Origin of the sequence: Gabonia massiliensis (genome assembly GCF_001403595.1) — a bacterium.
Classification (GTDB): Bacteria; Bacteroidota; Bacteroidia; order Bacteroidales; family Coprobacteraceae; genus Coprobacter; species Coprobacter secundus.
The window spans coordinates 78,117-102,861 of sequence record NZ_LN877937.1; the positions used below are offsets into that span (position 1 = coordinate 78,117).

The window sequence follows — 24,745 nt, forward strand, 5'->3', positions numbered from 1 at the left end:
TATGCTGCATCGGGAAATAGTTCTTGGCTATTTCCACATCACATCCATAGTTACATAGTTGCTTGTGTAGTTGGTCATTTCCTCAAAAGGCTTTTCGTTATTTACCTGATGATGGATTACTTCTGCAGTGGTATTCTCATGGACGGCATAGTGTAACTTGTGTTGTATGGTGGCAAAAAATGTTTTGGTCATTTCACTACGAGGGTCATAGTCCGTTGTAGTGGTATATATCCGTCACTTGCTGGTAAAGGTTATGTCCACTGCTGTGAATATATCTGATGCTTGAGGAGGTGTCTGTTGGTTTTAGGTGGTTGTTTTGATTTGAGGTGGCTATGCTTGGACGTGACACACCCCCAGCCCCTCTGAAGTGCCCCCAAAAAGTTGGACAGGTAATACATTATCCGGTAATGGAAAGAGTCCGGTATTGTACCGGGCTCTTCCCATTTAACCGGGATTTTATTCTCCTATGGTTATAATAGTCTATATATTCCTCCAAAGCTCTCGTGAAGGCTTCAGGGGATTCGAAGTTTTCGGCATAGAGCAGCTCGGACTTCATGATGGCGAAGAAGCTCTCGGCCATGGCGTTGTCCAGACAATTGCCCTTGCGTGACATGCTTTGGACCACGTTGCGCTCTTCGAGCCGTTGGCGGTAGCCGTAATGCTGGTATTGCCAGCCTTGGTCGGAGTGCAGGATTAGTCCTTCCAGGTCGTCATTCCGGGAAAAGGCCTTGTCCAACATATCGTAAATCTGTTCCATGTTGGGGGTTTCGGAGAGGTTATATGAGATGATTTCTCCATTGAACATGTCTATTATCGGCGAAAGGTACAGCTTGGCCGGACCGATGTTTATCTGCGTCACGTCCGTGGCCCATTTGCGGTTGGGGGCTTCGGCCCTGAAGTTCCTGGCGATGATGTTGGGGGCTGTCTTGCCGGCCTGGTGCCTGTATGAGCGGTAACGGACTTTGCGGATTCTGCTCTTGAGCTCCATTTCATCCATGAGCCGACGTACGGTCTTATGGTTGGTCGTGAAGCCTCTGTTGCGCATCTCGGCCGTCACCCGACGGTAACCGTACCGGCCCTTGTGCTCTTGATAAATGGTCTTTATCGTGTCTCTCTCCAAGGTGTATTTCTCTTTCTTGGTCAGGGCTTTCTTGTGGTAATAGAATACGGAACGGGCCATCTGTCTTGACTCCAATAGCAAGTCAAGGGGGTATTCCGACCTTAGTTCGTCGATGACTCGTGCCCATTCTCTCGTGCCCGGGCTTTCTTTTCCTCGACTAAGGCCTTCACTTTTTTTAGCAGCGCATTCTCGGCTCTGAGCCGCAGGTTTTCTGCCTGGAGTTTCTCCAGTTCTGTCTGTGGTTCTTTTTTCTTGGGTCTTGCCATGGGGCTCGGCTGTTTTATCCGGTAAAGGGAACCTCCTGTGCGGGCCTTTCTCAGCCAGGATTTTATGGTACTGCGGTCTACATCGTAACGGAGGCTCAGTTCTTGCAAAGATATTCTTTTTTTTGTATGTTCCCATATTATTCTTTCTTTTTCTTGGGTGTTGAAGTGGTATTTTGGGGTACGTATTCGGAGGCCTTGGTCTCCGTACTTTTCGTATCTCAGCAGCCAGTCTCTGACCATATGGCGGTCGAGATGTAGGGCCTTGCACAGGCTCGAGAGGGGACGGCCTCTCTTGATTTGCCTGACTATGTCCCGCTTTTCTTCTAAGGTGTGTTTCATTATTGTACTGTTTTTATAGGGTTTTTTGTCCAACTTTTGGGGGGCACTTCACTTTTCGAGAGGGGAGGTTGGGATGCTGCTTTTTGCTTGGTAATGAGGGGGGTGTAGTCTTGGCTTCTGCTCTCCGGAGGGGAAGTTTCTATGTTTTTGTCTTTGGTGGTGCTTTTATCGGGGGGTGGATTTGGGGATTGGGGCGAGCAGGAATGAGGCGATGGTGAGCAGCAGGAAGCAGGCGAATATCGTGTACATTCCTTGTGTGGATTGTGTGAGGTCGTTGATATAGCCGATAAGCAGGGGTATTATGGCTCCTCCGGAGACGGCCATAATCATCAGTCCCGATATTTCGTTGGCTTGCCGGGGTTTGTGCTGGAGTGCCAGTGAGAGGAGTATGGAGAAGATGTTGGCACACATGAGTCCTGTGATGAATATGCTGGTGAGTACCCAGGGGGTGTTGTGGGGCATGAGCATCATGGAGAGGAATGTGAGTGTGCCTGTGATGAGGATGATTTGCAGTAGTTTGCGGGCGGGATAGCGTACGAGTATCCATGCTCCGAGCAACGAGCCGATGATGCGTGCGGTGAAGTAGAGGGTGGGGCCGAGCCCGGCTTCTTTGAGGCTGAAGTGGCTGTGCGTGATGAGGAACCGGGGTGTGTAGACGTTCATGGCTACGTCGATTCCGACGAAGAGGAAGAGGGATGTGAAGAGGAGCAGGATGTACTTGTCGGTGAGGAGGGGGAGCAGGGACTTGTTGCCGGTTTGTCCGGGGGCTCTTTTTTCTTGTATGGGCATTTTCCACAGCCAGAGGGTGGCTGCCAGCGTGATGGTGCAGTAGAGGATGAATATGTTTTTCCAGTTGTCGGAGATGAGCAGGACGAGGGCGAGAAGGGAGGGCCCGAGGGCCGATGATGCTGACCTGAAGAATTGCCCTAATGTGAGTGAGGAGGTGAGGTGTCGGGGGTCTACGACATCGCCGAGCAGGGGATTTACGGAGGTTTGCATGAGGGTGTTGCCTATGCCTGCCAATGCGAATGCTATGAGCATGTGTGTGAATGTGTAGCCGGTGAGGGGTACGAGCATGGCGGCGAGTGTGATGATGAAGCTGAGCAGGACGCTGTTTTTCCTGCCGATACGGTTCATGAGCAGCCCGGAGGGTATGGCCAGGAAGGCAAAGCTGATGAATGCCATCATGGGGAGGAAGGATGTCATGGACTCGTTGAGCCGGAAGTCTTCTTTGACGTAGTTGGCTGATATGCCTACGATGTCGACGAGCCCCATGATGAAGTATGCGAAGTAGATGGAGGCGAGTGTGAGGGTTGCTTTGTTTCTCATGCGGTGTGTAATGTGGGTCAGTTCTTGTTTTCTTTTTTGCGTCCGGCTACGGCTGCGATGGAGAGTATGACTCCTAATACGATGCTCAGTGATGCTGCAAAGAGTACTTGTGACTGGGGTGGCAGGAGGAAGGTAATGGTGTGTGCGGGTATCCAGAAGAGGGGTATCGTCTTTTTGAATACGAATTGCCATTGTACTTTCCAGTTGAGCGAGCCGAGTATTTTGCCGAAGGGTATGGGGGTGATGAGGGCTTTGGGCTTGCCCCCGCAGTTGAGGATGTGGGTGTCTGTGATTTTGTGCAGGGTCATGAATACGGGGCCGAAGGTGGTGTTCATCATGAGGCTGATGAGGAATGCCCGCAGGAGGTTGCCCGGGGTGAGTCCTTCTTGTGCGGGGTGTATGAGGTCTCCGAGCCCGAGGCTGGTCATGAGCCCGGGCACTCCTGAGGCGAAGGTTTTCATGGCGATGGCAATCCACGTGCCGAGAAGTCCCCAGACTACGGCGCGGGGGAGTATGCCGAAGCCTTTTTCGGTGTAGTTGCCGTTTTTTATCCTGAGTCCTATCATCTCCCCGAAGGTGGCGAGGAGGGCAAACTTGGCGAATGCGAGCAGGTAGGGGTGCTGGCGGTTGGCTTCTTGATAATGGTCATAGACGGTGTCGCTCAGCAGGAAGGGAGCGAAAATGGCGATGATGATGAGCAGGCATATCCAGTCTTTTGTTTTCATGGGTTGTTGTTGTTTGTTGATTCTTATTTTATTTTGGTGAACGCCGAAGGTGGCGGCACGCCCTCTTGAGGGAGGGGTGCGTCAAAACCGGTTGATGGTCTGCCGTATGGCTACGAGTCTTTCGAGCAGGGGTTCGAGCAGGTCGAGGCGCAGCATGTTGGCTCCGTCGGATTTGGCTTTTGAGGGTTCGGGGTGTGTCTCCATGAACAGCCCGTCGGCTCCTGTGGCGATGCCTGCGCGGGCTATGGTCTCGATGAGCTGGGGCATGCCTCCGGTGACTCCGGATGTCTGGTTGGGTTGTTGCAGGGAGTGTGTGACGTCGAGTATTACGGGGTATCCGAATGTTTGCATTTCGGGGATGCCGCGGTAGTCGACAATGAGGTCGTGGTACCCGAATGTGGTGCCTCGCTCGGTAATGGCTACTTTGTCGTTGCCGGCGTCTATGACTTTTTGTGCGGCGAATTTCATGGCTTCGGGGGAGAGGAATTGTCCTTTTTTTATGTTTACGGTCTTTCCGGTCTGTGCGGCGGCTATGAGCAGGTCGGTCTGCCGGCAGAGGAAGGCCGGTATTTGGAGTACGTCTACGTATTCGGCAGCGATGGCCGCTTCGGCGGCGGTGTGTATGTCGGTCACAACGGGTATGCCGAATGTTTCGCTTATGCGGCGCAGGATGCGGAGGGCTTTTTCGTCACCGATTCCGGTGAAGGAGTCGATACGCGAGCGGTTTGCCTTGCGGTATGAGCCTTTGAATATGTAGGGGATGTCGAGCCGCCGGGTTATCTTGACGATGTGCTCGGCTATGTTGAGTGCCATGTCTTCGCCTTCGATGACGCAAGGGCCGGCTAACAGGAAGAAATTGTTTGTTTGTGAGGCTTTGAGTTTGTCTGTTTGTAATAGCATGTTTTTTATTTGTTTTATTCGTTTATCAGTTGTAATGTGTGGCAGGCGACTACTCCGGCGGTTTCGGTGCGTAGCCTGCTGTTTCCTAATGATACGGGGATGAATCCTCCGGCGATGGCTGCTTCTACTTCTTCGGTGCTGAAGTCTCCTTCGGGCCCGATGAGGACCAGTGTGTTTGTGCCCGGCTTACAGGTGTTTTTCAGCAGGGTTTTATTGTCCTGGTCGTAGCAATGGGCTATGTATTTGTCTCCGTCAAAGGGTTGTGCGATGAACTTTTTGAAATCGGTGATTCCGGACAGTGCGGGCAACGTGGCTTTGAGGGATTGCTTGGCTGCTGATATGATGATTTTTTCGATGCGTTCGTTTTTGACTTCTTTGCGTTCCGAGTAGCGGCAGTGCAGCAGGGTAATGGCGTCGATGCCTATTTCGGTGCATTTTTCGGCAAACCATTCTATGCGGTCGATGTTTTTGGTGGGTGCTATGGCTATGTGCAGGGTGCAGTTCCACGGGTTGGGGGAGGGTATCTTCTCTATGATGCTGACGGTGCAGTGCTTGGGGTGTGCCAGGGTGATGGCGGCACGGTAGAAGGTTCCTTTGCCGTCCATCAGGCGTATTTCGGTGCCTTCGGCGAGGCGCAACACGCGTACGCAGTGCCGCGATTCATCTTCGGGCAGTTCGAGGGTGGTTCCGATATGGGGTGTGTAGAAAATGTGCATAATTTGTTGTTGTATTTTTTGTATTTTTTATGGGTGCGGGCCGTCTTGTCTTGTGTTTTTCCCGAAACGGGGCTTGTTGCTTCCGGTTGTCGGGAGGGGGACGGCGCGTTATCCGACTATCATGCCGATGAGTGTTGCCGACATGCAGGATGCCAGCATGCCGCTTATCATCGCCAGGGGCCCGTATCGGGTCAGCATTTTTCTCTGGCCGGGTGCCAACACGCCGATGCCTCCGATTTGCATTCCGATGGAGCTGATGTTGGCAAATCCGCACAGTGCAAATGTAGTGATAATTATGGATTTTTCTTGTATGAGGGCTCCTGCGTTTTTCAGGGTGTTGAAGTCGGCGTAGGCGACAAATTCGTTGAGCACCATCTTGGTTCCCAGCAGGCTGCCGACGGCGGCCATGTCTTCTTTGCAGACGCCCATGAGCCATGCCAGAGGGGTGAAAATCCACCCGACAAGTGTCTGGAAGTCGAATTGCATGGGTCTCCCGTATAGTGTGGAGAGCCATTGGTTGAGTCCGGTGTATCGGCCGATGAGTCCTCCGAGAAGGTAATTGAGGAGGGCGATCATGGCGATGAATGTGAGCAGTAGTGCGGCGACGGTGACCGCGAGTTTTACTCCTTGCACGGTGCCTTTGGATATGGCGTCGAGCAGGTTGTCGCCGCTGTCTATCGTGTTTACTTTTATGGTGTTGTCTGTTTTCTCGTTTTGGGGGACGATGATTTTGGCAAATACGATGGCTGCAGGGGCTGCCATGACCGAGGCCGAGAGCAGGTAGCGGGCGAATGTGACTCGTGCTTGGGGGTCGTCGCCTCCCAGCATGCCTATGTATGCGGTCATGACGGCTCCGGCGATGGTTGCCATACCGGCTGTCATGACGAGGAATATTTCGGAACGGTTCATCCGGGGGAGGTATTCTTTGGCAAGCAGGGGTGCTTCGCATTGTCCGAGGAAGATGTTTCCGGCCACGGTGAGTCCTTCGGCTCCGGAGATGCGGAATATGCCTTTGAGGCACCAGGCGAAGAGTTGTACTATTTTTTGTATGATGTGCAGGTAGTATAGCAGGCTGGTGAGGGCCGAGAAGAAGATAATGGTGGGGAGTACTTGGAAAACGAATATGTATCCTATGTGCTTGCTGTCGAGCAGGCTGCCGAAGAGAAAGGCGGAGCCGGCTCGTGTGAAGTCCATGATTTTTACAAACGCTCGTCCTGCCCATTCGAAACTGTTCTGGATGAATGGGACGTAGAGGATGCCGAATGCGAGAATGAGCTGGAGGGCCAGTCCCGTGGCGACGGTGCGCCAGGGGATGTTTTTCCGGTCTGTGCTCAGGAGGTATGCGATGAGGAGGAGTGCCATTATTCCTAATATGCCTCTTCCTATGGATAGCAGGCTGATGCCTTGTGCCGGGATAGTCATGTTACGAACGGTCGGTAATAAGGGTTTGTAATTTTTTTGAATCTCGTCAGGCTTCTTGTTCGAATTCCCGAGGGTTATGCTTGTATTTGAATACGAGGGCAAATATGATGCCTATGGCCAGTGCGTAACCTGCGAATACGAACCATGCTGCGGGCCAGTCGGTGACGTGGTCGGTGGTGAAGTAGTCTACTACCCAGCCGCTTGCATTGCCTCCGATGATGGCTCCCAGCCCGTTGGTCATAATCATGAAGAGCCCTTGGGCGCTTGCCCGGATGGAGGGGGTGGTTTCTTTCTCGACAAACAGGGAGCCTGATATGTTGAAAAAGTCAAATGCCATGCCGTATACAATCATCGAGAGGATGAGGAGTATGAGTCCGTTTCCGGGATTGCCGATGCCGAAGAGCCCGAATCGGAGTACCCAGGCAAACATGCTCATGAGCATGACTTGCTTGATGCCGAAGCGTTTGAGGAAGAAGGGTATGGCGAGGATAAAGAGGGTCTCGGACATCTGCGAGATGGATAGCAGGATATTGGGGTGCTCTACTCCGAAGGAGTGTTCGTATTGTGGTATGGACTTGAAGCTGTCGAGGAAGGAGCCTCCGAAGGTATTGGTGATTTGGAGTGCTGCGCCTAACAGCATGGAGAACAGGAAGAAAATGGCCATTTTCTTTTGTTTGAAAAGTACCAGTGCATCGAGCCCGAAGGCTGAGAGCAGGGTCTTTTTCTGGCTTTTTGTGGGTGGGCATGCGGGAAGGGTAAAGGCGTATATTCCCAACAGCAGGGCTGCTGCTGCGCCTACGTAGAGTTGCATGGGGCTGCGGGCTATGCCGCTGAGGTCGACGGCCCACATGGCGCAGATAAATCCTACGGTACCCCATACCCGTATGGGTGGAAAGTCTTTGACTATGTCGAGGTGGAACTTTTCCAGGGCGTTGTATGATACGGCATTGGTAAGGGCGAGGGTGGGCATGTAGACCATCATATTGAGCAGCATAATCCAGTACATGGGCTGGTAGGTGGTAAGTGTGGAGGCGTACCAGAGGAGGGCGGCACCGAGCAGGTGGCAGACTCCGAGCAGCCTTTCTGCGTTTATCCAGCGGTCGGCGATGATGCCGAGCAGTCCCGGCATGAAGAGGGAGGCTATGCCCATGGTGGCGAATATTTTTCCTATTTGACCGCCTTCGAAGTGCAGGCTGGCTCCCATATAGCCTCCTAAGGAGATTAACCAAGAACCCCAGATGAAAAACTGGAGAAAGTTCATAATGGTCAGACGAAGTTTTATATTCATAGCACTTAATAAATTATGTTTTCAAGTTTTATGGTTGTGTTGTTTCCCGAAGTTTAGCATCGACCGGGGTTTTCATTTCGCCGGTTGATTTCTTGCTGAATCTGGGCTGCTATTTCGTAGGCCTCATCATCGATTGCTTTTTCGAGTTGTTCTTGTAATTCCTGTATCGTGAAATCTTTCAGTGTGCGTTTTTTGGGGGTGTCTTCTCTTTCTGTATCGTCGTTGTTTGCTTCTTCGGGTGTTTCGTCGAAAATGATACCGGCTTCTTCCACGATTTCGGGTGTGGTATAGACGGGGGCTTGTGAGCGGAGGGCAATGGCAATGGCGTCTGACGTGCGGGAGTCTACGCGAATCTGCCTTTCTCCGTCATCGAACAGGAGCTCGGAGCTGAACACTCCGTCTTCAAATTTGTAAATGAAAACTTCGACGAGGCGAATGCCAAAGGCGTGTGCGAAGCTGACAAAAAGGTCGTGTGTCATGGGACGGGGGGGAACAAGGTGTTCGAGCCGTATGGCAATGGCTTGTGCCTCGGCGGTACCGATGATGATGGGGATGCGATGCGGCCCTTCTTCTTCGGCCAACACGAGGGCGTATGCCCCGTTTTGTATCTGGCTGTAGGTAATGCCTAAGACTTTGAGTTTTATTCTGTTTTCCACTAAATTATGTTTTGTATCGTACAAAGAGTCATCATTGTAGAAACAAATATAGAAAATATTTTGTTGCTGTGGGGCAGAGGCCGGCTAAATTTTCCCGTAAAAGGGGTTTTTTGTTTTGGTGTGCGTTTTATGTCCGGTATACTTGGTTCTCTTGGGGGTGGTATCTGTCAGCTTCGGGTGGATGTTTTTGGTTTGAGGTGGCTGTGCGCAGGCGTGACACACCCCCGACCCCTCTCGAGAGGGGAGTTTTGGATGCTGCTTTCTGTTTGATAATGAGTTTTTTGAGAGGGGAGTAAGGGGTGTGTTATGGTGAGGGGCGCGGTTGGGATGTTTTTGCTGCTGTTTTTTGAGGTGCGGTTTGTTGGTTTCGGGTGTTTGTTTTTGGTTTGGGAGGCTATGCGCAGACGTGACACACCCCCGGCCCCTCTGAAGTGCCCCCAAAAAGTTGGACAAAAAACCCAATAAAAACAGTACAATAATGAAACACACCTTAGAAGAAAAGCGGGACATAGTCAGGCAAATCAAGAGAGGCCGTCCCCTCTCGAGCCTGTGCAAGGCCCTACATCTCGACCGCCATATGGTCAGAGACTGGCTGCTGAGATACGAAAAGTACGGAGACCAAGGCCTCCGAATACGTACCCCAAAATACCACTTCAACACCCAAGAAAAAGAAAGAATAATATGGGAACATACAAAAAAAAGAATATCTTTGCAAGAACTGAGCCTCCGTTACGATGTAGACCGCAGTACCATAAAATCCTGGCTGAGAAAGGCCCGCACAGGAGGTTCCCTTTACCGGATAAAACAGCCGAGCCCCATGGCAAGACCCAAGAAAAAAGAACCACAGACAGAACTGGAGAAACTCCAGGCAGAAAACCTGCGGCTCAGAGCCGAGAATGCGCTGCTAAAAAAAGTGAAGGCCTTAGTCGAGGAAAAGAAAGCCCGGGCACGAGAGAATGGGCAAAAGCCATCGACGAACTAAGGCCGGAATACCCCCTTGACTTATTGCTAAAGTTAAAAAGGATGGCCCGTTCAGTGTTCTACTATCATCTTAAGCATCTGAAAGACAAGGACAAGTATGCACACGAAAAGGAACTTATCAAATCCATTTACCATGAACATAAGGGCCGGTACGGTTACCGTCGGGTGACGGCCGAGATGCGCAACAGAGGCTTCACGACCAACCATAAGACCGTACGTCGGCTCATGGATGAAATGGAGCTCAAGAGCAGAATCCGCAAAGTCCGTTACCGCTCATACAGGCACCAGGCCGGCAAGACAGCCCCCAACATCATCGCCAGGAACTTCAGGGCCGAAGCCCCCAACCGCAAATGGGCCACGGACGTGACGCAGATAAACATCGGTCCGGCCAAGCTGTACCTTTCGCCGATAATAGACATGTTCAATGGAGAAATCATCTCATATAACCTCTCCGAAACCCCCAACATGGAACAGATTTACGATATGTTGGACAAAGCCTTTTCCCGGAATGACGACCTGGAAGGACTAATCCTGCACTCCGACCAAGGCTGGCAATACCAGCATTACGGCTACCGCCAACGGCTCGAAGAGCGCAACGTGGTCCAAAGCATGTCACGCAAGGGCAATTGTCTGGACAACGCCATGGCCGAGAGCTTCTTCACCATCATGAAGTCCGAGCTGCTCTATGCCGAAAACTTCAAATCCCCTGAAGCCTTCACGAGAGCTTTGGAGGAATATATCGATTATTATAACCATAGGAGAATAAAATCCCGGTTAAAGGGAAAGAGCCCGGTACAATACCGAACCCTTTCCATTACCGGATAATGTATAACCCGTCCAACTTTTGGGGTGCACTTCACTCTCGAGAGGGGAATTTTGGATGCTGCTTTTTGTTTGATAATTGGTATTCTGCATACAATCATTTTTTTCTCTATTTTGTTGTAGTAATTGGATTCTGCGGGGGACGGTCCGGACAAAAGCGGGGCGGATGCCTGTGGGATTTGGTTTGAAAAATGTCTCACAATTGAAAAAATGAAAGTTATGGAAAGAAAAGGAAAAAAGAATCTCATTTCGAAACAAAAATTCAGCGATAAACTTCTTGAGCTTGTTCGGGAGGTGAAGGCGGAGGGCAGGTATAGCACGGCGGCCAATTACCGGCATACGTGTTCCAGTTTTTTTCTCTTCTTGAGGGATACGGGTTCGGATTTCTTGCTAAATGGCTTGTTGATGGAGAGGTATGAGCGTTGGCTGTGGGGTCGCAGGGTTTCTCGTAACAGTTCTTCTTTCTATATGCGTAATCTGCGGGCGATGTGCAATGTATTGGCGAAGAAAGGGGTTATCGCGGATGCGGGGCTTTTTGCCAATGTGTATACGGGTGTGGCCAAGACTCGCAAGCGTGCTGTTGCCGAGGGGGTGCTTGCCCGTGTGAGGGATGCGGACTTGACGCTGTTTCCCAAACTGGCTTATTGCCGTGATTTGTTTCTTTTCAGTTTTTATTGCCGGGGTATGGCGTTTGTGGATATTGCTTATTTGAGGTGGAGGGATATAGAGGGGGAGTATATTTATTATACGCGTCACAAGACGGGCCAGAGGCTGGAGGTGCGGATAGAGCCTTGTATGCGGGAGATTATGCGCCGGTATGCGGGGAGTGCGGAGTATGTGTTTTCGATATTGACGGCTGCTGACCGGGAGGGGGCTTACCGGCAGTACCGTACGGCTATATGCAGTTTTAACCGGGCTCTTAAGTCTTTGTCGAAGTTCTTGGATATTCCTGTGCTTTCTTCTTATATGAGCCGCCATTCGTGGGCTACGATAGCGCGGAACAAGCAGATTCCTCTTTCTGTCATCAGTGAGGGGATGGGGCATAACTCGGAGAGTACTACTCAGATATATCTGGCTTCTTTTAACCAACAGGTCGTGGATGAGGCTAACAGGAGTGTTATAAGTATATAAAATATGTATATTTCTAACTAAGAAATATGCCGCAAAGTTATTATTTTTCATCTATTTATGCAATTTTTTAATTTATATTTCTAACTAAGAAATAGACAAAAGTCCCCTTATATTGTGTGCTATTGAGCGTACAGACCTGTCCAGGGGTACTGACTTACATTCAGATATTGAGGGAAATGGGGGCAATGGTTTGATTGCATCGCTCTACGGTTATTGGTTGTCACGGCTTGTGATACGGACAATCGAATCAATTTATACAAAATAATATAGGATATATTATTTTGTATATCAATATTTTACATGTATTTGTATATTTCTTAGTTAGAAATATACAAGTGGTAATTGGTTTGTATGTATCGGCCATTTTGTGGCGGCAGACCGGAGTAAAGTAGGTATGAGGAAAAGCGTCAGTATTTTTATCTTAATTTTCGTTATCGTGCAGGTTAGCTGGGGGGCTGTGAATGGGGATACTGTCCGGGTACATGCGGATACGGCCATCTTGTTTCGTTTGGCTCCGCAACGGCTGATGTTTTACTCTCCTTATCGTGGCAATGAGGTGGCTATCGGTGAGGCTATGGCGCTGATAGAGTCTCATCGTGCGGCTATCGTGCGGGGGGATGCGGTGATCCGCATACGGGGTTTTTGCCGGTCTTATCCTTCGTTGAGGGAGAATCTGGCGGCGGCGAAGAACCGGAGCAATCAGGTGAAGTCTTATTTTATCACTCATATGGGGATGCGGGAGGCGTATTATCGTACGTCCAACGAGGCTGTGGCTTATCGGGGGATGGGCGATATCGTGGCTCTGGTGGGTATAGAGTACCGGGATGCGGCTCTTGTGCCTGTGCCGGACAGTGTGCCGGAGGTGTGTGTGAGGAGCTTGCCGGAGGTGATACCTCATAGGGGGGTGTCGTTGCCGGTGGAGCCTCTTGTGCTTGTGCCGGATATAGACAGCATGGGATGGAGTGCGGGTGCGGCGGTTGCCGGTGGGCAGGTGCGTCGGGCCCGCAGGGTGATTCCTCTGTCGATAAAGAGCAATCTCTTGTATGATGCCGTGCTGATGCCTTCGTTGGAGCTGGAGTATCGGTTCAACAGGCGTTGGTCGGTGAATCTGGAGGGTACTATGGCTTGGTGGCACAAGGACAGCAAGCACAGGTATTACCAGTTGGCGCAGATTAGTCCCGAGGTCCGTTATTGGTTCAGTCCGCAGGGTGCCCGCAGGGGACATTATGTGGGGTTGTTTGTGGGCGGTGGCTGGTATGACCTGGAGAACGGCGGCCGCGGTTATAAGGGTGAGGATGAGCATGCGGGGTTGAGTTATGGCTATATGTTTCCGGTGGGCAGGTATTTTGCTCTGGAGGCGGGTGTCGGTGTGGGATTTTTGCATACCGACCTGGAGGAGTATGTGCCTCTTGACGGGCATTATGTGTACCGGTTGTCGAGCCGTACCAATTACTTCGGCCCGTTGAAGCTGAAGTTGGCTTTTGTGTGGGATATCGGTTACTGGATGAGGATGAAAGGAGGCGGGAGATGAGACGGTTTTCTGCGCATATGGTATATGTTGCTGTGGTGTTGCCGTTGTTATGCGGGTGCCGCAAGGATTTGTGTTATGACCACGAGTCGCACAGCTTTTCGGTGAAGACTGATGTGGCGGCGTCTTGGGAACAGGAGTGGGAGCGCACTTACGCGGTAGACTGGGAGCAGGAGTGGAATGCGGCTTGGAGGCGTGGTTATGATGAGCTCCGTCCGGAGGTTTCGGAGGGTATACGGGGTGTCGTTTATAATCCTGACGGGAGGTTTGTGGAGAATAATTTGCCGGCAGAGGGGGGACGCCTTCCCATGAGCGAGGGTGTGCACTCGTTGTTGTTTTATAATAATGATACGGAGTATATCGTGTTCAGCGGATTGTCGGCTTCGGCTACGGCTACTGCCACGACCCGGACGCTGACGAGGAGCGGATTCAAGGAACTGCACGGGGACGAGCGCACGGTGAATCCTCCGGACATGCTTTACGGGTGTTATATGGAGGAGCATTTTGCCGAGCGTACGCTGGAGGCGGTGGAGCTTCCTGTGGTGATGCGCCCGTTGACGTATACGTACTTGATACGGTATGAGTTCAGAAAGGGTGTGAAGTATGTGGCTCTGGCGCGCGGGGCTCTGGCGGGCATGGCGGAATCGGTGTATCTGAAGGACGGGCATACGGGGCCTGATGCGGCTACGGTAATGTTTGACTGCACGGTGGAGGATTTCGGGGCCGAGGCGCAGGTGCAGTCGTTCGGGGTGCCTGATTATCCGGGCGACCATTATGTGCGTGGGGGAGAGGATGAGCGTCGCTACTCGCTGAATCTGGAGGTGCGGATGAGAAACGGGAAGTTCAAGACTTTCGAGTTTGACGTGACGGGGCAGGTCAAGGGCCAGCCCCGGGGCGGGGTGATTGTGGTGAAGGGGCTTGAGATTTCGGATGAGGAAGGCGGCGGTGTCGGCGGCGGCTTCGATGTGGATGTGGACGGCTGGGGCGATTATGTGGATATTCCTGTGCCGATTGGTTGAGGGTGATGGATATGGATATGATAACATATATATAGATAACAAATTCGATGTTTAACTTAAAATTTAAGATGTAATGAAAAAAAGTTTATTTGTATTAGGTGTGGCTGCGGCTGTTTTGACGGGTTGTAGCCAGAGTGAAGTGACGGATATTGCGGAGAGCAGTGCTATCAAGTTCAGCAAAGCGTTTGTGGGGAATCCTACCAAGAGCGCGACTGTTGTGGATAATGACAATATCCAGAGCTTTTATGTGTATGCTTATAAAAATGAGGATGCTTTGCTGACGAATGAGAATGTGTATCTCCAGAATGGCTTATGGGCTTATGACAATATCAAAATATGGGATGATGCTGCTACTTATTCGTTTGCTGCTTATTCTAACGGCGGTACTGCCAAGGGTGCTGGAAGCCTCGAAAATGTGTCTTATGACAAGGGTGTGGGTACGCTGAAGATTTCTTCTTATACTGCCGGTGGCGATGATGACTTGCTGGCTTCTATCTCGACCGAGACTTTGGCTGACGCGAACACTCCGGTGGCGTTTACTTTCAAGCATGTCTTGTCGATGGTGAAGTTTACGGTAAAGAGTGGTCTGGGAAATGACAAGGAGCTGGTGATTAAAAGCTTGACAGTGGAGGCTAACAAAATACAGAATAACGGTGACTTGACGTACTCGACGGCTGCCACGAGCTGGGAGCTGGCCCAAAGCGGGCAGACATATGCTTCGTTGAGCGCAGCGGACTTGAATGCAACTACCGAGACTCCGGCAGAGGCTGAGTTTACGGTGCTTCCTCAAGATGTTTCCGGTGGGTTTACCGTGACGATAGAGGCTACGATTACTCCTGAGGGCGAGAGTGCTATCAACAAGACTTTCACGGCTACTATCCCGGCAGATAACGCGAAATGGAAAGTGGGCAACCGCTACAACTATATTGCTACTATCAATGCTACGGATATGGATATCATCGAGTTCGATGCTCCGAAAGTGGATGACTGGAACAATATACTGCCGGGTACTGATGTGGACGTGACGGAGCAGAACTAATTAAGGTGTATTTCGCTTGGGTATACGGGCGGAAGCGATACCGGATTTTATACAGGTTATAGGGGGTTGAATGTCCCCTTATAGCCACATTTTGAGAATTGAACAGGTTGGTTTGCACGAGGTACGTGTGTGCCTCCACTAAAATGTATGCAGGTTATGAAAATGGTCGGAGGGAAGGTAAAGTTTATCCGGTTTTGCCGGCTGGCGGTGATTGTGTTATGGCTGCCGGCTTGTACGGAGACATCGGTGGATATTATAAACGGAGATGTGACCGGGGATGCTCGCATCGGTTTCGGGACTCCCGGGATGACGCGTGCTGCCGGGGTGGTGAATGATTTTACTGCCGGGAGCGCTTTTTCGGTGTGGGGCTGGTATGTGCCTGCGGATGCGGATAGCGAAGTGTTCCGGGCTGCCACGGTGTCGACGCCGGATGGCTCGACGTGGGGTTATGAGGGGACGCGCTACTGGAAGGCGGGCCGGACGTATTCGTTTTATGCTTTGTATCCTACGTCGGGAGAGCTTACAAGCGACGGGGCTGTTGTATCGGCCGGTTATGAAGCCGATGGTACGCTTTCGCTCGAGGGTTTTGATGCGACTGTCGGGTATGACCTGATGGCGGCTTCGGCCCGGGATATGTCGGGGGATACTCCGGAGATAGTGCCGTTGGGTTTTAAGCATTTGTTGGCTCGCGTGGAGTTTGTGGGCAAACGAAGTGTCGCGACGGAGGGTCTTGAGGGATTTGTACCCCGTATCCATTCTATCAGGCTTTATGGGATGTATAAGTCGGGTAATTTTTCGGCCAAGGTTACCGACGTGATGGATAATGCGGAGATTCTTGCGGGATGGTCTTTCCCGGATGGGAGTCTGCGGACGACTTCGGAACATCCGTTTGCTTCTTACGACAAGGTTCAGGAGGTGACAACGGATGGAGTCTCTACCGTCGATGTGCTGCTCTTCCCGCAGAATATCGACCGGGAGTATTGCTTGGAGGTGACTTATTCGAGTGATGAGGCGGGTCGTGATGTGAGGCGCAGTGAGGTATATCTGGCTTCGTTGCCTCTTGCCGTGTGGGAGGCGGGCAAGCATTACCGCTATACGTTTACTATCTCGGATAATGACCGTATTCTGTTCGATACACCGACGGTGAATGCCTGGACTGAGGCCGTCGGGGGGATTATCATTGTGGATTGACGGGGTGTGGTTGAGAAGGAAAGGAGGAATAGCTCGATATGATGGGACTAAAATATGTGTTCGGAACGGCTGTGCTTGCGGTGGTATGTGCGGCTTGTGAGAAGGACAGCGCGGGGGAGCTTATGCGGGAGGAGTGCGACCGTATTGTATTCGACACTCCGGCTCTTATGGTGGAGACGGTTACGCGCAGCACGTTGAAGGATGCTCTGGTGCCGGGTGACGAATTCGGCGTGCTGGGGTATTGTGTGCCTTATACGGTGGGTACGCAGACTCCCAATTATAATGCGGGAGCGAGTTTGTGGGCTCTGAAGAGGGCTTTGTGCCCGCCGGACGTGTTTTATAAGCAACGGGTGGTCGTGGGTACCGGCGGGTGCACGTATGACCGGAACGGGGGTACGGGCAATGACCCGAAGTATTGGTACCGGGATGGTTATGATACTGATAATGCAGCGAATGCCGGTGTTACGGGGACGGATGATTACCGGTACTCTTTTGTCGCTTATTATCCGTATTCGGGGGCTTTTACCGTAGATAAGCCGGAAACGGGGCAGACGGCGGGGGCTCCTGTGCTGACGTTTACCATGCCGCAGACGGGGACGGATGTGGCGGCTCCTCTTGACCATAGGGCTACTCCTGATGCGATGCTTGCGGTGCTTTATAACAGCCGTAAGTCGGATGGTAACTTGCGTTTCAATTTCAGCCATGTACTGACGGGCCTCGGGTTCGAGGTCAATAATTTCAGCGGGTATGACCTGGAGGTGAAATCGGTTACGCTGAGCGGGTCATTTTACAAGAAGGTAAGGATAGACCTTACGGGGGATGTCTCGTCTTTTTCGTTTCCGGGCGACCGCTATACGGGAACGTATACGTTGTTTGACGGTGATGCCTCGGGGGGTAGCTTGATGCTTCCGGCTCCTGATGCGTCTCTCGGCGAGACGGTGACTTCGTCTCCGAGCCCGATAGGGGGAGAGCATGTGATGCTGATATCGGGGACGGGTACGAGCTTCGGGGAGAATGTGAAGGTGAGGATAGAGTATGTGTTCAACGGTGTGCCGAATGTTTTCGAGACGGCGCGTCCGGGTACGTTTACGCCTCAACCGGGTATCAAGTATACTGCCCAGCTCAATTTTGTGGGTGATACTTTCGTCTTGCAGTTTGTGGTTGACAATCAGGAACAGTGGGAGGACGGCGAGGCGGACGATGAAGATGAGACGAATGATGATGTGATATTTGAATAGGTTAATTTATACTGGTTACGAAATGGTGATGCGTTCAAGGTTATTTCGAGTTTTGAGTGCGGCAGTGGCGCTACTTGCGGGGCTCTGTGCCTGCCAGGAGGATGAATTGTTGCGAGATACGGTATCTGCGACGGGCGGCGGGGTGTCTCTGAGTTTCACCGGCGACCCGATGGATGAGTTGAAGGTGACTACGCGGTCGAGTGACATAAAGGATGAGAATGAGAAGAGAATCGACCAGCTTTATATTTTCTTTTTCGGCTCTGACGGCGAGTACTTGAAGGGGGGGTATCTTACGGGGTATCCGGATGCTGCGCGGGAGGGCGGGTATTATGCTCCCGGAAGGGGGGAGACTCTGCTCAAGATAGATAATACTTTGTTTGCGGATGAGGGGCTTGCGAAAAGCGCGACCGTTTATGCCGTGGCGAATGTGGATGCCTCGGTCTTCGGCCCTGATGAGGACAATGACGGGCGTCCCGACGGTATCGGTAACTTGTCGGACCTGAAAGGTCTTGTCTATATGCCCGAGAATGTCTCTCTGGGCTTGCCTTCGGAGGGTATGCCTATGGTGGGGAGCAAGGTGATAGACCTGACCAAGCCGGAGGAGACTGTAGAGGGGGAGCGCCGTATAGAATTGAAGGCTTTGATGTCGCGTATCGACATGAATATAGAGCTTGCGAGTGATGTGCAGGATGGCAATCTGCCTTCTCTGACACTTGTGGAGTGGACGGCAAAGAATATGCCGGTGCGGGTTCCTTTTACGGCTCCCGAGGTGAATGCCGAGACGGGTGCCGGCTGGGAGGAGGGGTGGACGAAGGATGTCACTACTCCTTTGCAGCGTACTATCTTCAACAAGAACGGGCAGATTGCTTTTACTTTCTACATGTATGAGAATGTGCAGAATGCGGAATGGAAGGTGGACGAGGGTGAGCAGTGGGCCAATCCGTCTCTGGCGGGTGAGCGGGGCGGGTTGTATCCTGACAGCATCAAGGATTACCAGAAGCAGCGTTACAAGCCTTATCTTGCCAACGGGAATGCTGCTGCCGTGGAGTTGCATGGTTTCTATACGACTTATAACGGGGCTACTTATGAGGTGAGGTATACTTTGTACCTGGGGGCGAATCATACGGATAATTTTCAGGTGAAACGTAACCACCAGTATAAGAATGATATTACGATTAAGGGATTGACTTCCCAGAATATAGAGACGGGGGAGTATACTCTCGATGCCCGTGTGAACGTGTCGGAGGATGATAATGAGTTTTATATCGCCATGTTGCGTGAGCGCAACCACGATGCTCATTTCTGCGTGACGCCTATGGATGTGTATATGTTTGCCGACAAGGTTACGAAGCATCCGACCATCGAGGTGATACTGGGCGAGGTGCCGGAGGGTACGGAGACGGCTGTGTCGGTACCGGAGTGGATACGGATGGAGAGGATTGCTGCGGAGGATATGGCGAACGGTACGGTAACGCACTCGGGTTTTACGGCTTATACTTCGGGGGGAAGCGGTACTCATCTGGCGACGGGTACTCCGTGGACTGCGGGGAACGGGAAGCGTGCATTCTTTACTTTGGGATTGCTGAAGGCAGGGGGTGCTCTTGCCAATGGCACGAAGGTTACCGTAGGGGACAGCCGGGACCGGGTCTATTTCTATATCGACGAGAATCTTGAGCTGCGAGACCGCAGTGCGGTGGTGACGTTGATATACAAGGAGAACGGCAGGGAGGTGAAACGCCGCACGGTCGAGATAGGCCAGACGCATTTGTTGCCGGTGGTGATGCGTGACGGGGGAACGATATATATGGAGCAGTATGAGGAGTATCTGGACCATTATGACCCGCTGGATGAGTATGCTACCGAGCAGATTTATACGGGATTGCCTTGGGCGGAGAAAAATTCGGGGCTGGATAATCAGGAAATCGAACCGTTATATGAAAAGTGGAGTGATATTTGGGTTTGGGATCAAATACCGTATGAGGAACCGGGGCAGGTTTTTAATGATGGATGGCCTTATACTGCTTTTATTATTTTCAGGGCAAATCAGGAAGTTATGACCTTAAATGATAAACCTTTATCAGCATTTCAGTATTGTCATAACAGGAACAAACGAAATAGTGACGGGATAGTTACTGCATCGTATGTTAGACATAATAAAATACTTCGGGGAACTTTTTATGAAGAACTTAGCAATGAAAGTAAATGGTTCTTGCCGGGTATCCGCCAGATGGAGGATGCTTTGACGCAGTATTATACGACTTTCAGGGAGTTCCAGTCGGACTATTATTGGAGCGCTTCTGCCGGGGAGCGGGAGAACGGGTCGAGCGGACAGAGTCGTGTGCGTGCCCGTGCTACGATGGTGTTGCCTGATGGTAATTATGTGAATAGTGGAGGCGGTGACGGAAGGGGTGAAGATACTTATGCTTATGAGCTGGGCCGGGGCGGGTATGCACTGCGTACGGAGTCGTTGCGCATCCGGGCATTCCGGGTGGACTTGGATAGGGTGGACTGATGCTGCCGGGCGGGAAAGAATGCTCTTTTTTGTCCTAAAAACGGGTAAGGGATGGCGCAGGACCTTGATAGATATGCGGGGCAAATCAATGTGGGTGTCGATTGTATCCATGCTAATATAGATAAGTGTCTGGATGTGCACGGCGGCCTTGTGTGTGCTCTCGTGACTTTCACCGGATGAGGGGGAGGGTGCGGGAGTATTTCATCTTCCATTTGGCTTTATGCAAATTCGCAATAAATACTATAATATCACGCTCTCCGTTTGAAATATGTTGTGCATCACCTATCTTTGAACAGAGTTTATCGTATTCTCTATGAGGAACTATATTTTTCCAAGTGTTACGAAGAGTCTTGAACAACTCTCGGCAAACATTTTCTTGTAACATGTATTTAGCATACTCTATTCTGTCTTCCAATTCATCTTTTTTTCTATAATGAAGTGTTATAAGGCGAGTAGCCTTTAACAACAACATTGCATTTCTGTCCTTAGGATAGATGGTTTTTATGTACTTAATGGCTTCAGATACAACAGAGCGTTTATTCAAAATGTTAAAATCATCATATTCTATTATCCTCTAATTCTCTAGCGTTTTTGATATGTATGGATTTTGTCTCCATAATCCAAATTTGCCGGATTTCACATTGTTCTTGCACAAATGTTATCTGTTATTTTTGATGTTTATGGTAATCAGCTTCCGGTTCTGCCGCGATTGACGGATCTTCTTCAATGGGTTCATAAGGTTTTATCCTTCTGTCTTCAAGAAAAATATGGTAAAGTGTATATACCAACGATTCCAAAGTCTGCCGGCGGACTTTCGGTTTCAGCTGACATTCCCAAACGGTAATGCAATGCCAGCCCATAGAAGCCAGTTTACGCTGTTCTTCTACATCCCGATTTCTGTTCCGCTCAATCTTGTTCTGCCAAAACTCGACATTGGTCTTGGGAAAAACGTAATATTTGCATCCTTGGTGTCCGTGCCAAAAGCATCCGTTCACAAAGATGACCGTCCTGTATTTGCGCAATACGAGGTCAGGATGTCCCGGAAGCCGCGGATGATTCAGCCTGTACCTGAATCCACGGCTGAACAAGAACTTCCGAACCAGCAATTCGGGCTTTGTATCCTTTCCTTTTATCGCTGACATGCAACGGTGTCTCTGTTCTTTGCTTAGCTTGTCCATATCAATATAGAACTACATATACTGTCCTTTTATTATAACCTTTCAATTATTTTTTGTTTTATGATGTACTTGCAATTTATCTTTATTGATTTTATAAGATGAGATAAATCCAACTTTTTTTAATGCCTCCAATAATTGCCTATTCAAGGTGTTGTCTGATAATTTAGCTCTCTTATCCTGATCGCAAACTTCAGCGTAATCACTTCCAATAGAAGTAATTAATTGTGCTATAGTACTATGGTTATTGAGCCCGGCTGCAATCACGTGTACGACCAATTCCAACTTCAAGGATTCATTTTTAGAGATATTGACAAGAAGTGACGCAAATGCATCTGCGTTGCATGAAATCCGTCCATTTTCGGCAAGGACCATCAATCTCGCTTGTCCTATATTCTTCAATTTGTCGATATCAGGAAAATCATTAGTGAAAGACCTTAATAACTTTCTATAATTATCTATCTCCAATATTTCGCTGCCGAATAATGATACATATAATTCCTCTTTATTGCTTAAAGTTTCCGGACATGCTTCGCCAGACAACTCTGTCGCATAATAATTTATAAACACCGTCAGCTCGTCACTCATTCCTTTTTTATATTCATAATAGAATGACACATTTTCCCATGTCGGCGACAATATTCGAGACTTGACAGCTATATCATACATTTCTGTATTTTCTATTCCGGAAAAACTACCTATATGATTATGCTGACCTGTCAAATATTTGACCTTCGCATCAGAATCAATATATTTGTTTGTCAACAAGAACATAAGAGCTTCGGAACTTTCATCCTGATTTTCATCCTTAAAACATTGGATTGCCGCAAAGATGTTTCTTTCCACATAGCTGACAAACGATTCGTTATTCGTCGCCTTTATTCGGGTATAGTTCAGATTCTCGGCAGACAACGCCTTATCGTCCGTATGAAGGTGCCTCGTAATAAGAAGCATATTCTCAAGATTGATCTCGTAACAATCGTTTTCGATGACGCAATCAAGCAAATCATCGGAGCCGTTGCATAAACTTGCAAACCGGCTTGTCTTTGCCAATATTAGCGACCTGTCCAAAGTGATACCGTCACAATGTACGGCCAGGAACTTATAATTGTCATTAAGCCATTTTCGTTGTGTCTGTCCCAATTTGGGACAGAACTTCAGATAGGCTTCTATGAGACTGTCTTTTTCAGACGGATTATTCCAGTTTGCTATATTTTCCCATGAATTTGCATGTTCAATGAAATATTCGAAAATCTTCCGCTGTTGCTTGCCTTCATAGTAATATTGAGACAAGAACTGAAGCGGAGCATTTTCTCGTTCCAAACGAATCATCACATGCTCGAATTTTTCGCTGTGGGCTTTGTGTGATGCAAGATAATCCAATAAGTCTATATTGAGAATGGCATCGCTCTCGAACATATAATCCTTCAGTTCTTTGACAAAATTCTCAATTTTGTCTATATGATATTCGTAAGGCTTACATTCTTCTATTTTCATTGACAACAGAAGCTCCCTGTCTGCCAAAGAAATCATTCCTTCATAGAAATATGATATGTAATCATAGTAATCTTCATCCAGATAGCCTCTACGTATAAACACATTCATCATAGGGGTCAATCCTATATTCTTATACACTTCCGTTTCTCCTAATTGATATTGTTTAATCAAGGTTGCCAATTTTAGGGATTTGACTTTAATCCTCTTTTCTTTAATCTGTTTACGCTGGCTGTTGAAGTAAGCGGCACCTTTTTCCAGCAGTTCTACCCGTCCGGAATAATTGATTTCTTCGTCAATTTGTTTGCAATCAATAGTCTTTGATAATGACGTTCCACCATATCGATATGTTATCTTGTTTATACTTAATAATTTATCAAAAAGAACTTCATCATTTGCTATTTGGTCAAGAGAAAAATAATTATTATCGATGTAAATAGATGCTAGGTTTGACACGTGCTTATTCTGCAATTTAAACAAAAACAACCTCCTCAAATCGGTCTTGCTTAAATTCATATCCTGTTTGAAGATCTGTTCTTTTTTGGACAGAGCGTTTTCGGATTCTTCAATAGCTTTCGAAGCGAGAGAAATGAATGTGGGCTTACTGTTGATACACTCGTAAACCTTGCCTTCTCTGCGGTGCAACGATGTAAAATCCTGAGGATAATAGTTCTTATAAACTATCATTCCCAGCAATTTTGTCTTGTCAAGCCGGGAATCATTTGCTTTGCACAGTTTGTCACGATATTGTTTGTATTCGTTTACAATATTAGTCAAAATGCGCATATCCTGAATGAAAAATGCCATTTCTGACAAATCGTCATCGCTGATGCCGTCGTTACCGCATCCTTTTCTCTCAAGTGCGGATTTGAGCTTGTCCTTTGAGTTGGATGGATTGATTACAGGTATTACCGTTGTTATAAAGTCAAAAAACTTTGTCCTTTCTTCATCTTTAAAAATATCATCCTTGATGGCATATACAAAAGTGATATGTCTGCCGACTATTTTGGATTCATTGATAAGCTGGTTCAGTTCACGAAGTTTCAAGAATATATTCGGTGTCCCGAACCTGTCCAAATCTTCTATGAGGACGACATCATAGTCCGTCACCTGGAAGAAATACAGGATCTCGTCGAGATGCCTGTTGAAAATAGAGTTGTCTTTTACGATTTCTATCTCCCCGTCTTTCAAGTTTAGCTTGTTCAGTTTTGAATTGCTGTATGATTTAAGGACATAGCGTGTTACCCAAAACATGGCGGACAAGAGCCAACCGGAAGCGATAAAATCAAAAAAAGTATTCCACTTATTTCCGAAATTGAAGAAGTCATATAGAGAGTCTACTCTTGCAAATGAAGGTTCAAATACGACAAGGAAACACAAAAGCGTGAGGACACAGCAGAACGGATATCCAAACAGTTCCCGTTTCGACAAATGTACTATTCTTCTAAAGCGTGAATTTGGAACGGTTCTCGTTTTCTCTCTATATATGAGTTGTTGCAGGATGCTGTATTCTATTTTGCGGTTCAGGTTTTCTGTCCGTCTCTCTTTTTCCGGTACTGCTTCATCCGGTTCCTCTTCTTGATTACCGGCCCTTATGGTTTTGTTGTCCTCCTCATTCGCCTGCAATGTGGCAAGGGATATAGGCAGGAACTTATACTTCTCGGCAAAGTCTTCCATAAGAGTAATGAGTACGGAACTCTTGCCCGAGCCAAAGGGACCGGTAAGGGCTATGTTCCTTATGTTCTCTTTTTTAGCCAAAGACAGGGCTTCTTCCAATTCTGTTACAGATTGGTATGAAGCGCCTGATTTATCCAATCTCTTCGGAAGCAATGTGTCAATTGCCATATCTGCCTT

21 protein-coding genes and 3 pseudogenes are annotated in these 24,745 nt (G+C 49.2%); 10 read left to right on the forward strand and 14 right to left on the reverse strand.

Going from position 1 to position 24,745, the window contains the following annotated elements:
- Positions 1 to 16: 16 nt before the first annotated feature.
- The 10 genes and pseudogenes from rhuM to BN2628_RS01600 all read right to left on the reverse strand — a co-directional run.
- A pseudogene (rhuM, locus tag BN2628_RS17380) lies at positions 17 to 280 on the reverse strand (RhuM family protein); the annotation flags it as partial.
- A gap of 117 nt (positions 281 to 397) precedes the next feature.
- A pseudogene (locus BN2628_RS01550) lies at positions 398 to 1,237 on the reverse strand (IS3 family transposase); the annotation flags it as partial.
- On the reverse strand, positions 1,222 to 1,725 hold the full coding sequence (locus BN2628_RS01555) for a helix-turn-helix domain-containing protein (RefSeq protein ID WP_154668361.1): 504 nt from the start codon (positions 1,723 to 1,725) through the stop codon (positions 1,222 to 1,224). The pseudogene BN2628_RS01550 and the gene BN2628_RS01555, both read right to left, overlap by 16 nt.
- A 165-nt stretch (positions 1,726 to 1,890) precedes the next feature.
- Positions 1,891 to 3,054: an MFS transporter gene (locus tag BN2628_RS16625; RefSeq protein ID WP_074023902.1), complete on the reverse strand. Its 1,164-nt coding sequence runs from the start codon at positions 3,052 to 3,054 to the stop codon at positions 1,891 to 1,893.
- 17 nt (positions 3,055 to 3,071) lie between these two features.
- Positions 3,072 to 3,779, reverse strand: a complete 708-nt coding sequence (locus BN2628_RS01575; RefSeq protein ID WP_021929285.1) for an Mpv17/PMP22 family protein — start codon at positions 3,777 to 3,779, stop codon at positions 3,072 to 3,074.
- Positions 3,780 to 3,860: 81 nt separating this feature from the next.
- Complete coding sequence (kdsA, locus tag BN2628_RS01580; protein ID WP_021929286.1) at positions 3,861 to 4,679, reverse strand: 3-deoxy-8-phosphooctulonate synthase; 819 nt, start codon at positions 4,677 to 4,679, stop codon at positions 3,861 to 3,863.
- Positions 4,680 to 4,693: 14 nt separating this feature from the next.
- Positions 4,694 to 5,395 (reverse strand): 16S rRNA (uracil(1498)-N(3))-methyltransferase, encoded by a 702-nt coding sequence (locus tag BN2628_RS01585; RefSeq protein ID WP_055095722.1) that lies wholly within the window; start codon positions 5,393 to 5,395, stop codon positions 4,694 to 4,696.
- A gap of 108 nt (positions 5,396 to 5,503) precedes the next feature.
- Positions 5,504 to 6,817, reverse strand: coding sequence for a NupC/NupG family nucleoside CNT transporter (locus tag BN2628_RS01590; protein ID WP_021929288.1), 1,314 nt, complete (start codon positions 6,815 to 6,817; stop codon positions 5,504 to 5,506).
- A 46-nt stretch (positions 6,818 to 6,863) separates the two neighbouring features.
- On the reverse strand, positions 6,864 to 8,105 hold the full coding sequence (locus BN2628_RS01595; RefSeq protein ID WP_044231100.1) for a nucleoside permease: 1,242 nt from the start codon (positions 8,103 to 8,105) through the stop codon (positions 6,864 to 6,866).
- Between the two features lie 53 nt (positions 8,106 to 8,158).
- Positions 8,159 to 8,761: a bifunctional nuclease family protein gene (locus tag BN2628_RS01600; RefSeq protein ID WP_044231098.1), complete on the reverse strand. Its 603-nt coding sequence runs from the start codon at positions 8,759 to 8,761 to the stop codon at positions 8,159 to 8,161.
- A 478-nt stretch (positions 8,762 to 9,239) separates the two neighbouring features.
- Between BN2628_RS01600 and BN2628_RS01610 the strand changes: the two genes are divergently transcribed.
- The 6 genes and pseudogenes from BN2628_RS01610 to BN2628_RS01635 all read left to right on the forward strand — a co-directional run bounded on the left by BN2628_RS01610 (position 9,240) and on the right by BN2628_RS01635 (position 15,281).
- Positions 9,240 to 9,743 (forward strand): helix-turn-helix domain-containing protein, encoded by a 504-nt coding sequence (locus tag BN2628_RS01610; RefSeq protein WP_154668362.1) that lies wholly within the window; start codon positions 9,240 to 9,242, stop codon positions 9,741 to 9,743.
- Positions 9,728 to 10,567: pseudogene (locus BN2628_RS01615) on the forward strand (IS3 family transposase); the annotation flags it as partial. The gene BN2628_RS01610 and the pseudogene BN2628_RS01615, both read left to right, overlap by 16 nt.
- Before the next feature lie 216 nt (positions 10,568 to 10,783).
- Positions 10,784 to 11,695, forward strand: coding sequence for a site-specific integrase (locus BN2628_RS01620; protein ID WP_074023917.1), 912 nt, complete (start codon positions 10,784 to 10,786; stop codon positions 11,693 to 11,695).
- 394 nt (positions 11,696 to 12,089) lie between these two features.
- Positions 12,090 to 13,226 carry a DUF3575 domain-containing protein gene (locus BN2628_RS01625; protein ID WP_055095729.1) on the forward strand — a complete coding sequence of 379 codons (1,137 nt, stop codon included), beginning with the start codon at positions 12,090 to 12,092 and terminating at the stop codon, positions 13,224 to 13,226.
- The gene (locus BN2628_RS01630) at positions 13,223 to 14,242 is read left to right on the forward strand and encodes a DUF5119 domain-containing protein (RefSeq protein WP_044231117.1); all 1,020 of its coding nucleotides are present in this window, start codon (positions 13,223 to 13,225) and stop codon (positions 14,240 to 14,242) included. Before BN2628_RS01625 ends, BN2628_RS01630 begins: the two co-directional genes overlap by 4 nt.
- A 73-nt stretch (positions 14,243 to 14,315) precedes the next feature.
- Positions 14,316 to 15,281, forward strand: a complete 966-nt coding sequence (locus tag BN2628_RS01635) for a fimbrillin family protein (RefSeq protein ID WP_055095731.1) — start codon at positions 14,316 to 14,318, stop codon at positions 15,279 to 15,281.
- A 56-nt stretch (positions 15,282 to 15,337) separates the two neighbouring features.
- Here the strand turns inward: BN2628_RS01635 and BN2628_RS17385 are convergent, their stop codons facing one another.
- Entirely contained in the window at positions 15,338 to 15,697 is a 360-nt protein-coding gene (locus tag BN2628_RS17385; RefSeq protein ID WP_257606366.1) for a hypothetical protein, read from the reverse strand.
- Between BN2628_RS17385 and BN2628_RS01640 the strand changes: the two genes are divergently transcribed.
- The 4 genes from BN2628_RS01640 to BN2628_RS17390 all read left to right on the forward strand — a co-directional run bounded on the left by BN2628_RS01640 (position 15,588) and on the right by BN2628_RS17390 (position 20,402).
- Positions 15,588 to 16,472: a fimbrillin family protein gene (locus tag BN2628_RS01640; RefSeq protein ID WP_257606364.1), complete on the forward strand. Its 885-nt coding sequence runs from the start codon at positions 15,588 to 15,590 to the stop codon at positions 16,470 to 16,472. The two genes, BN2628_RS17385 and BN2628_RS01640, sit on opposite strands and share 110 nt — an antisense overlap.
- A gap of 230 nt (positions 16,473 to 16,702) precedes the next feature.
- Positions 16,703 to 17,710, forward strand: coding sequence for a fimbrillin family protein (locus tag BN2628_RS01645; RefSeq protein ID WP_257606340.1), 1,008 nt, complete (start codon positions 16,703 to 16,705; stop codon positions 17,708 to 17,710).
- Positions 17,703 to 20,222 carry a DUF4906 domain-containing protein gene (locus BN2628_RS01650; RefSeq protein ID WP_154668365.1) on the forward strand — a complete coding sequence of 840 codons (2,520 nt, stop codon included), beginning with the start codon at positions 17,703 to 17,705 and terminating at the stop codon, positions 20,220 to 20,222. Before BN2628_RS01645 ends, BN2628_RS01650 begins: the two co-directional genes overlap by 8 nt.
- 51 nt (positions 20,223 to 20,273) lie before the next feature.
- Entirely contained in the window at positions 20,274 to 20,402 is a 129-nt protein-coding gene (locus BN2628_RS17390; protein ID WP_257606341.1) for a hypothetical protein, read from the forward strand.
- On the opposite strand, the gene BN2628_RS01655 is transcribed toward BN2628_RS17390, so the two are convergent.
- The 3 genes from BN2628_RS01655 to BN2628_RS01665 form a co-directional block, all read right to left on the reverse strand.
- Positions 20,392 to 20,766, reverse strand: coding sequence for a hypothetical protein (locus BN2628_RS01655; protein ID WP_055095740.1), 375 nt, complete (start codon positions 20,764 to 20,766; stop codon positions 20,392 to 20,394). The two genes, BN2628_RS17390 and BN2628_RS01655, sit on opposite strands and share 11 nt — an antisense overlap.
- A 121-nt stretch (positions 20,767 to 20,887) precedes the next feature.
- A complete protein-coding gene (locus BN2628_RS01660) occupies positions 20,888 to 21,400 on the reverse strand; it encodes a very short patch repair endonuclease (protein WP_055095742.1) in 513 nt (170 codons plus the stop codon).
- A 42-nt stretch (positions 21,401 to 21,442) separates the two neighbouring features.
- Positions 21,443 to 24,736, reverse strand: coding sequence for a YobI family P-loop NTPase (locus BN2628_RS01665; protein ID WP_055095744.1), 3,294 nt, complete (start codon positions 24,734 to 24,736; stop codon positions 21,443 to 21,445).
- Between the last annotated feature and the right edge of the window lie 9 nt (positions 24,737 to 24,745).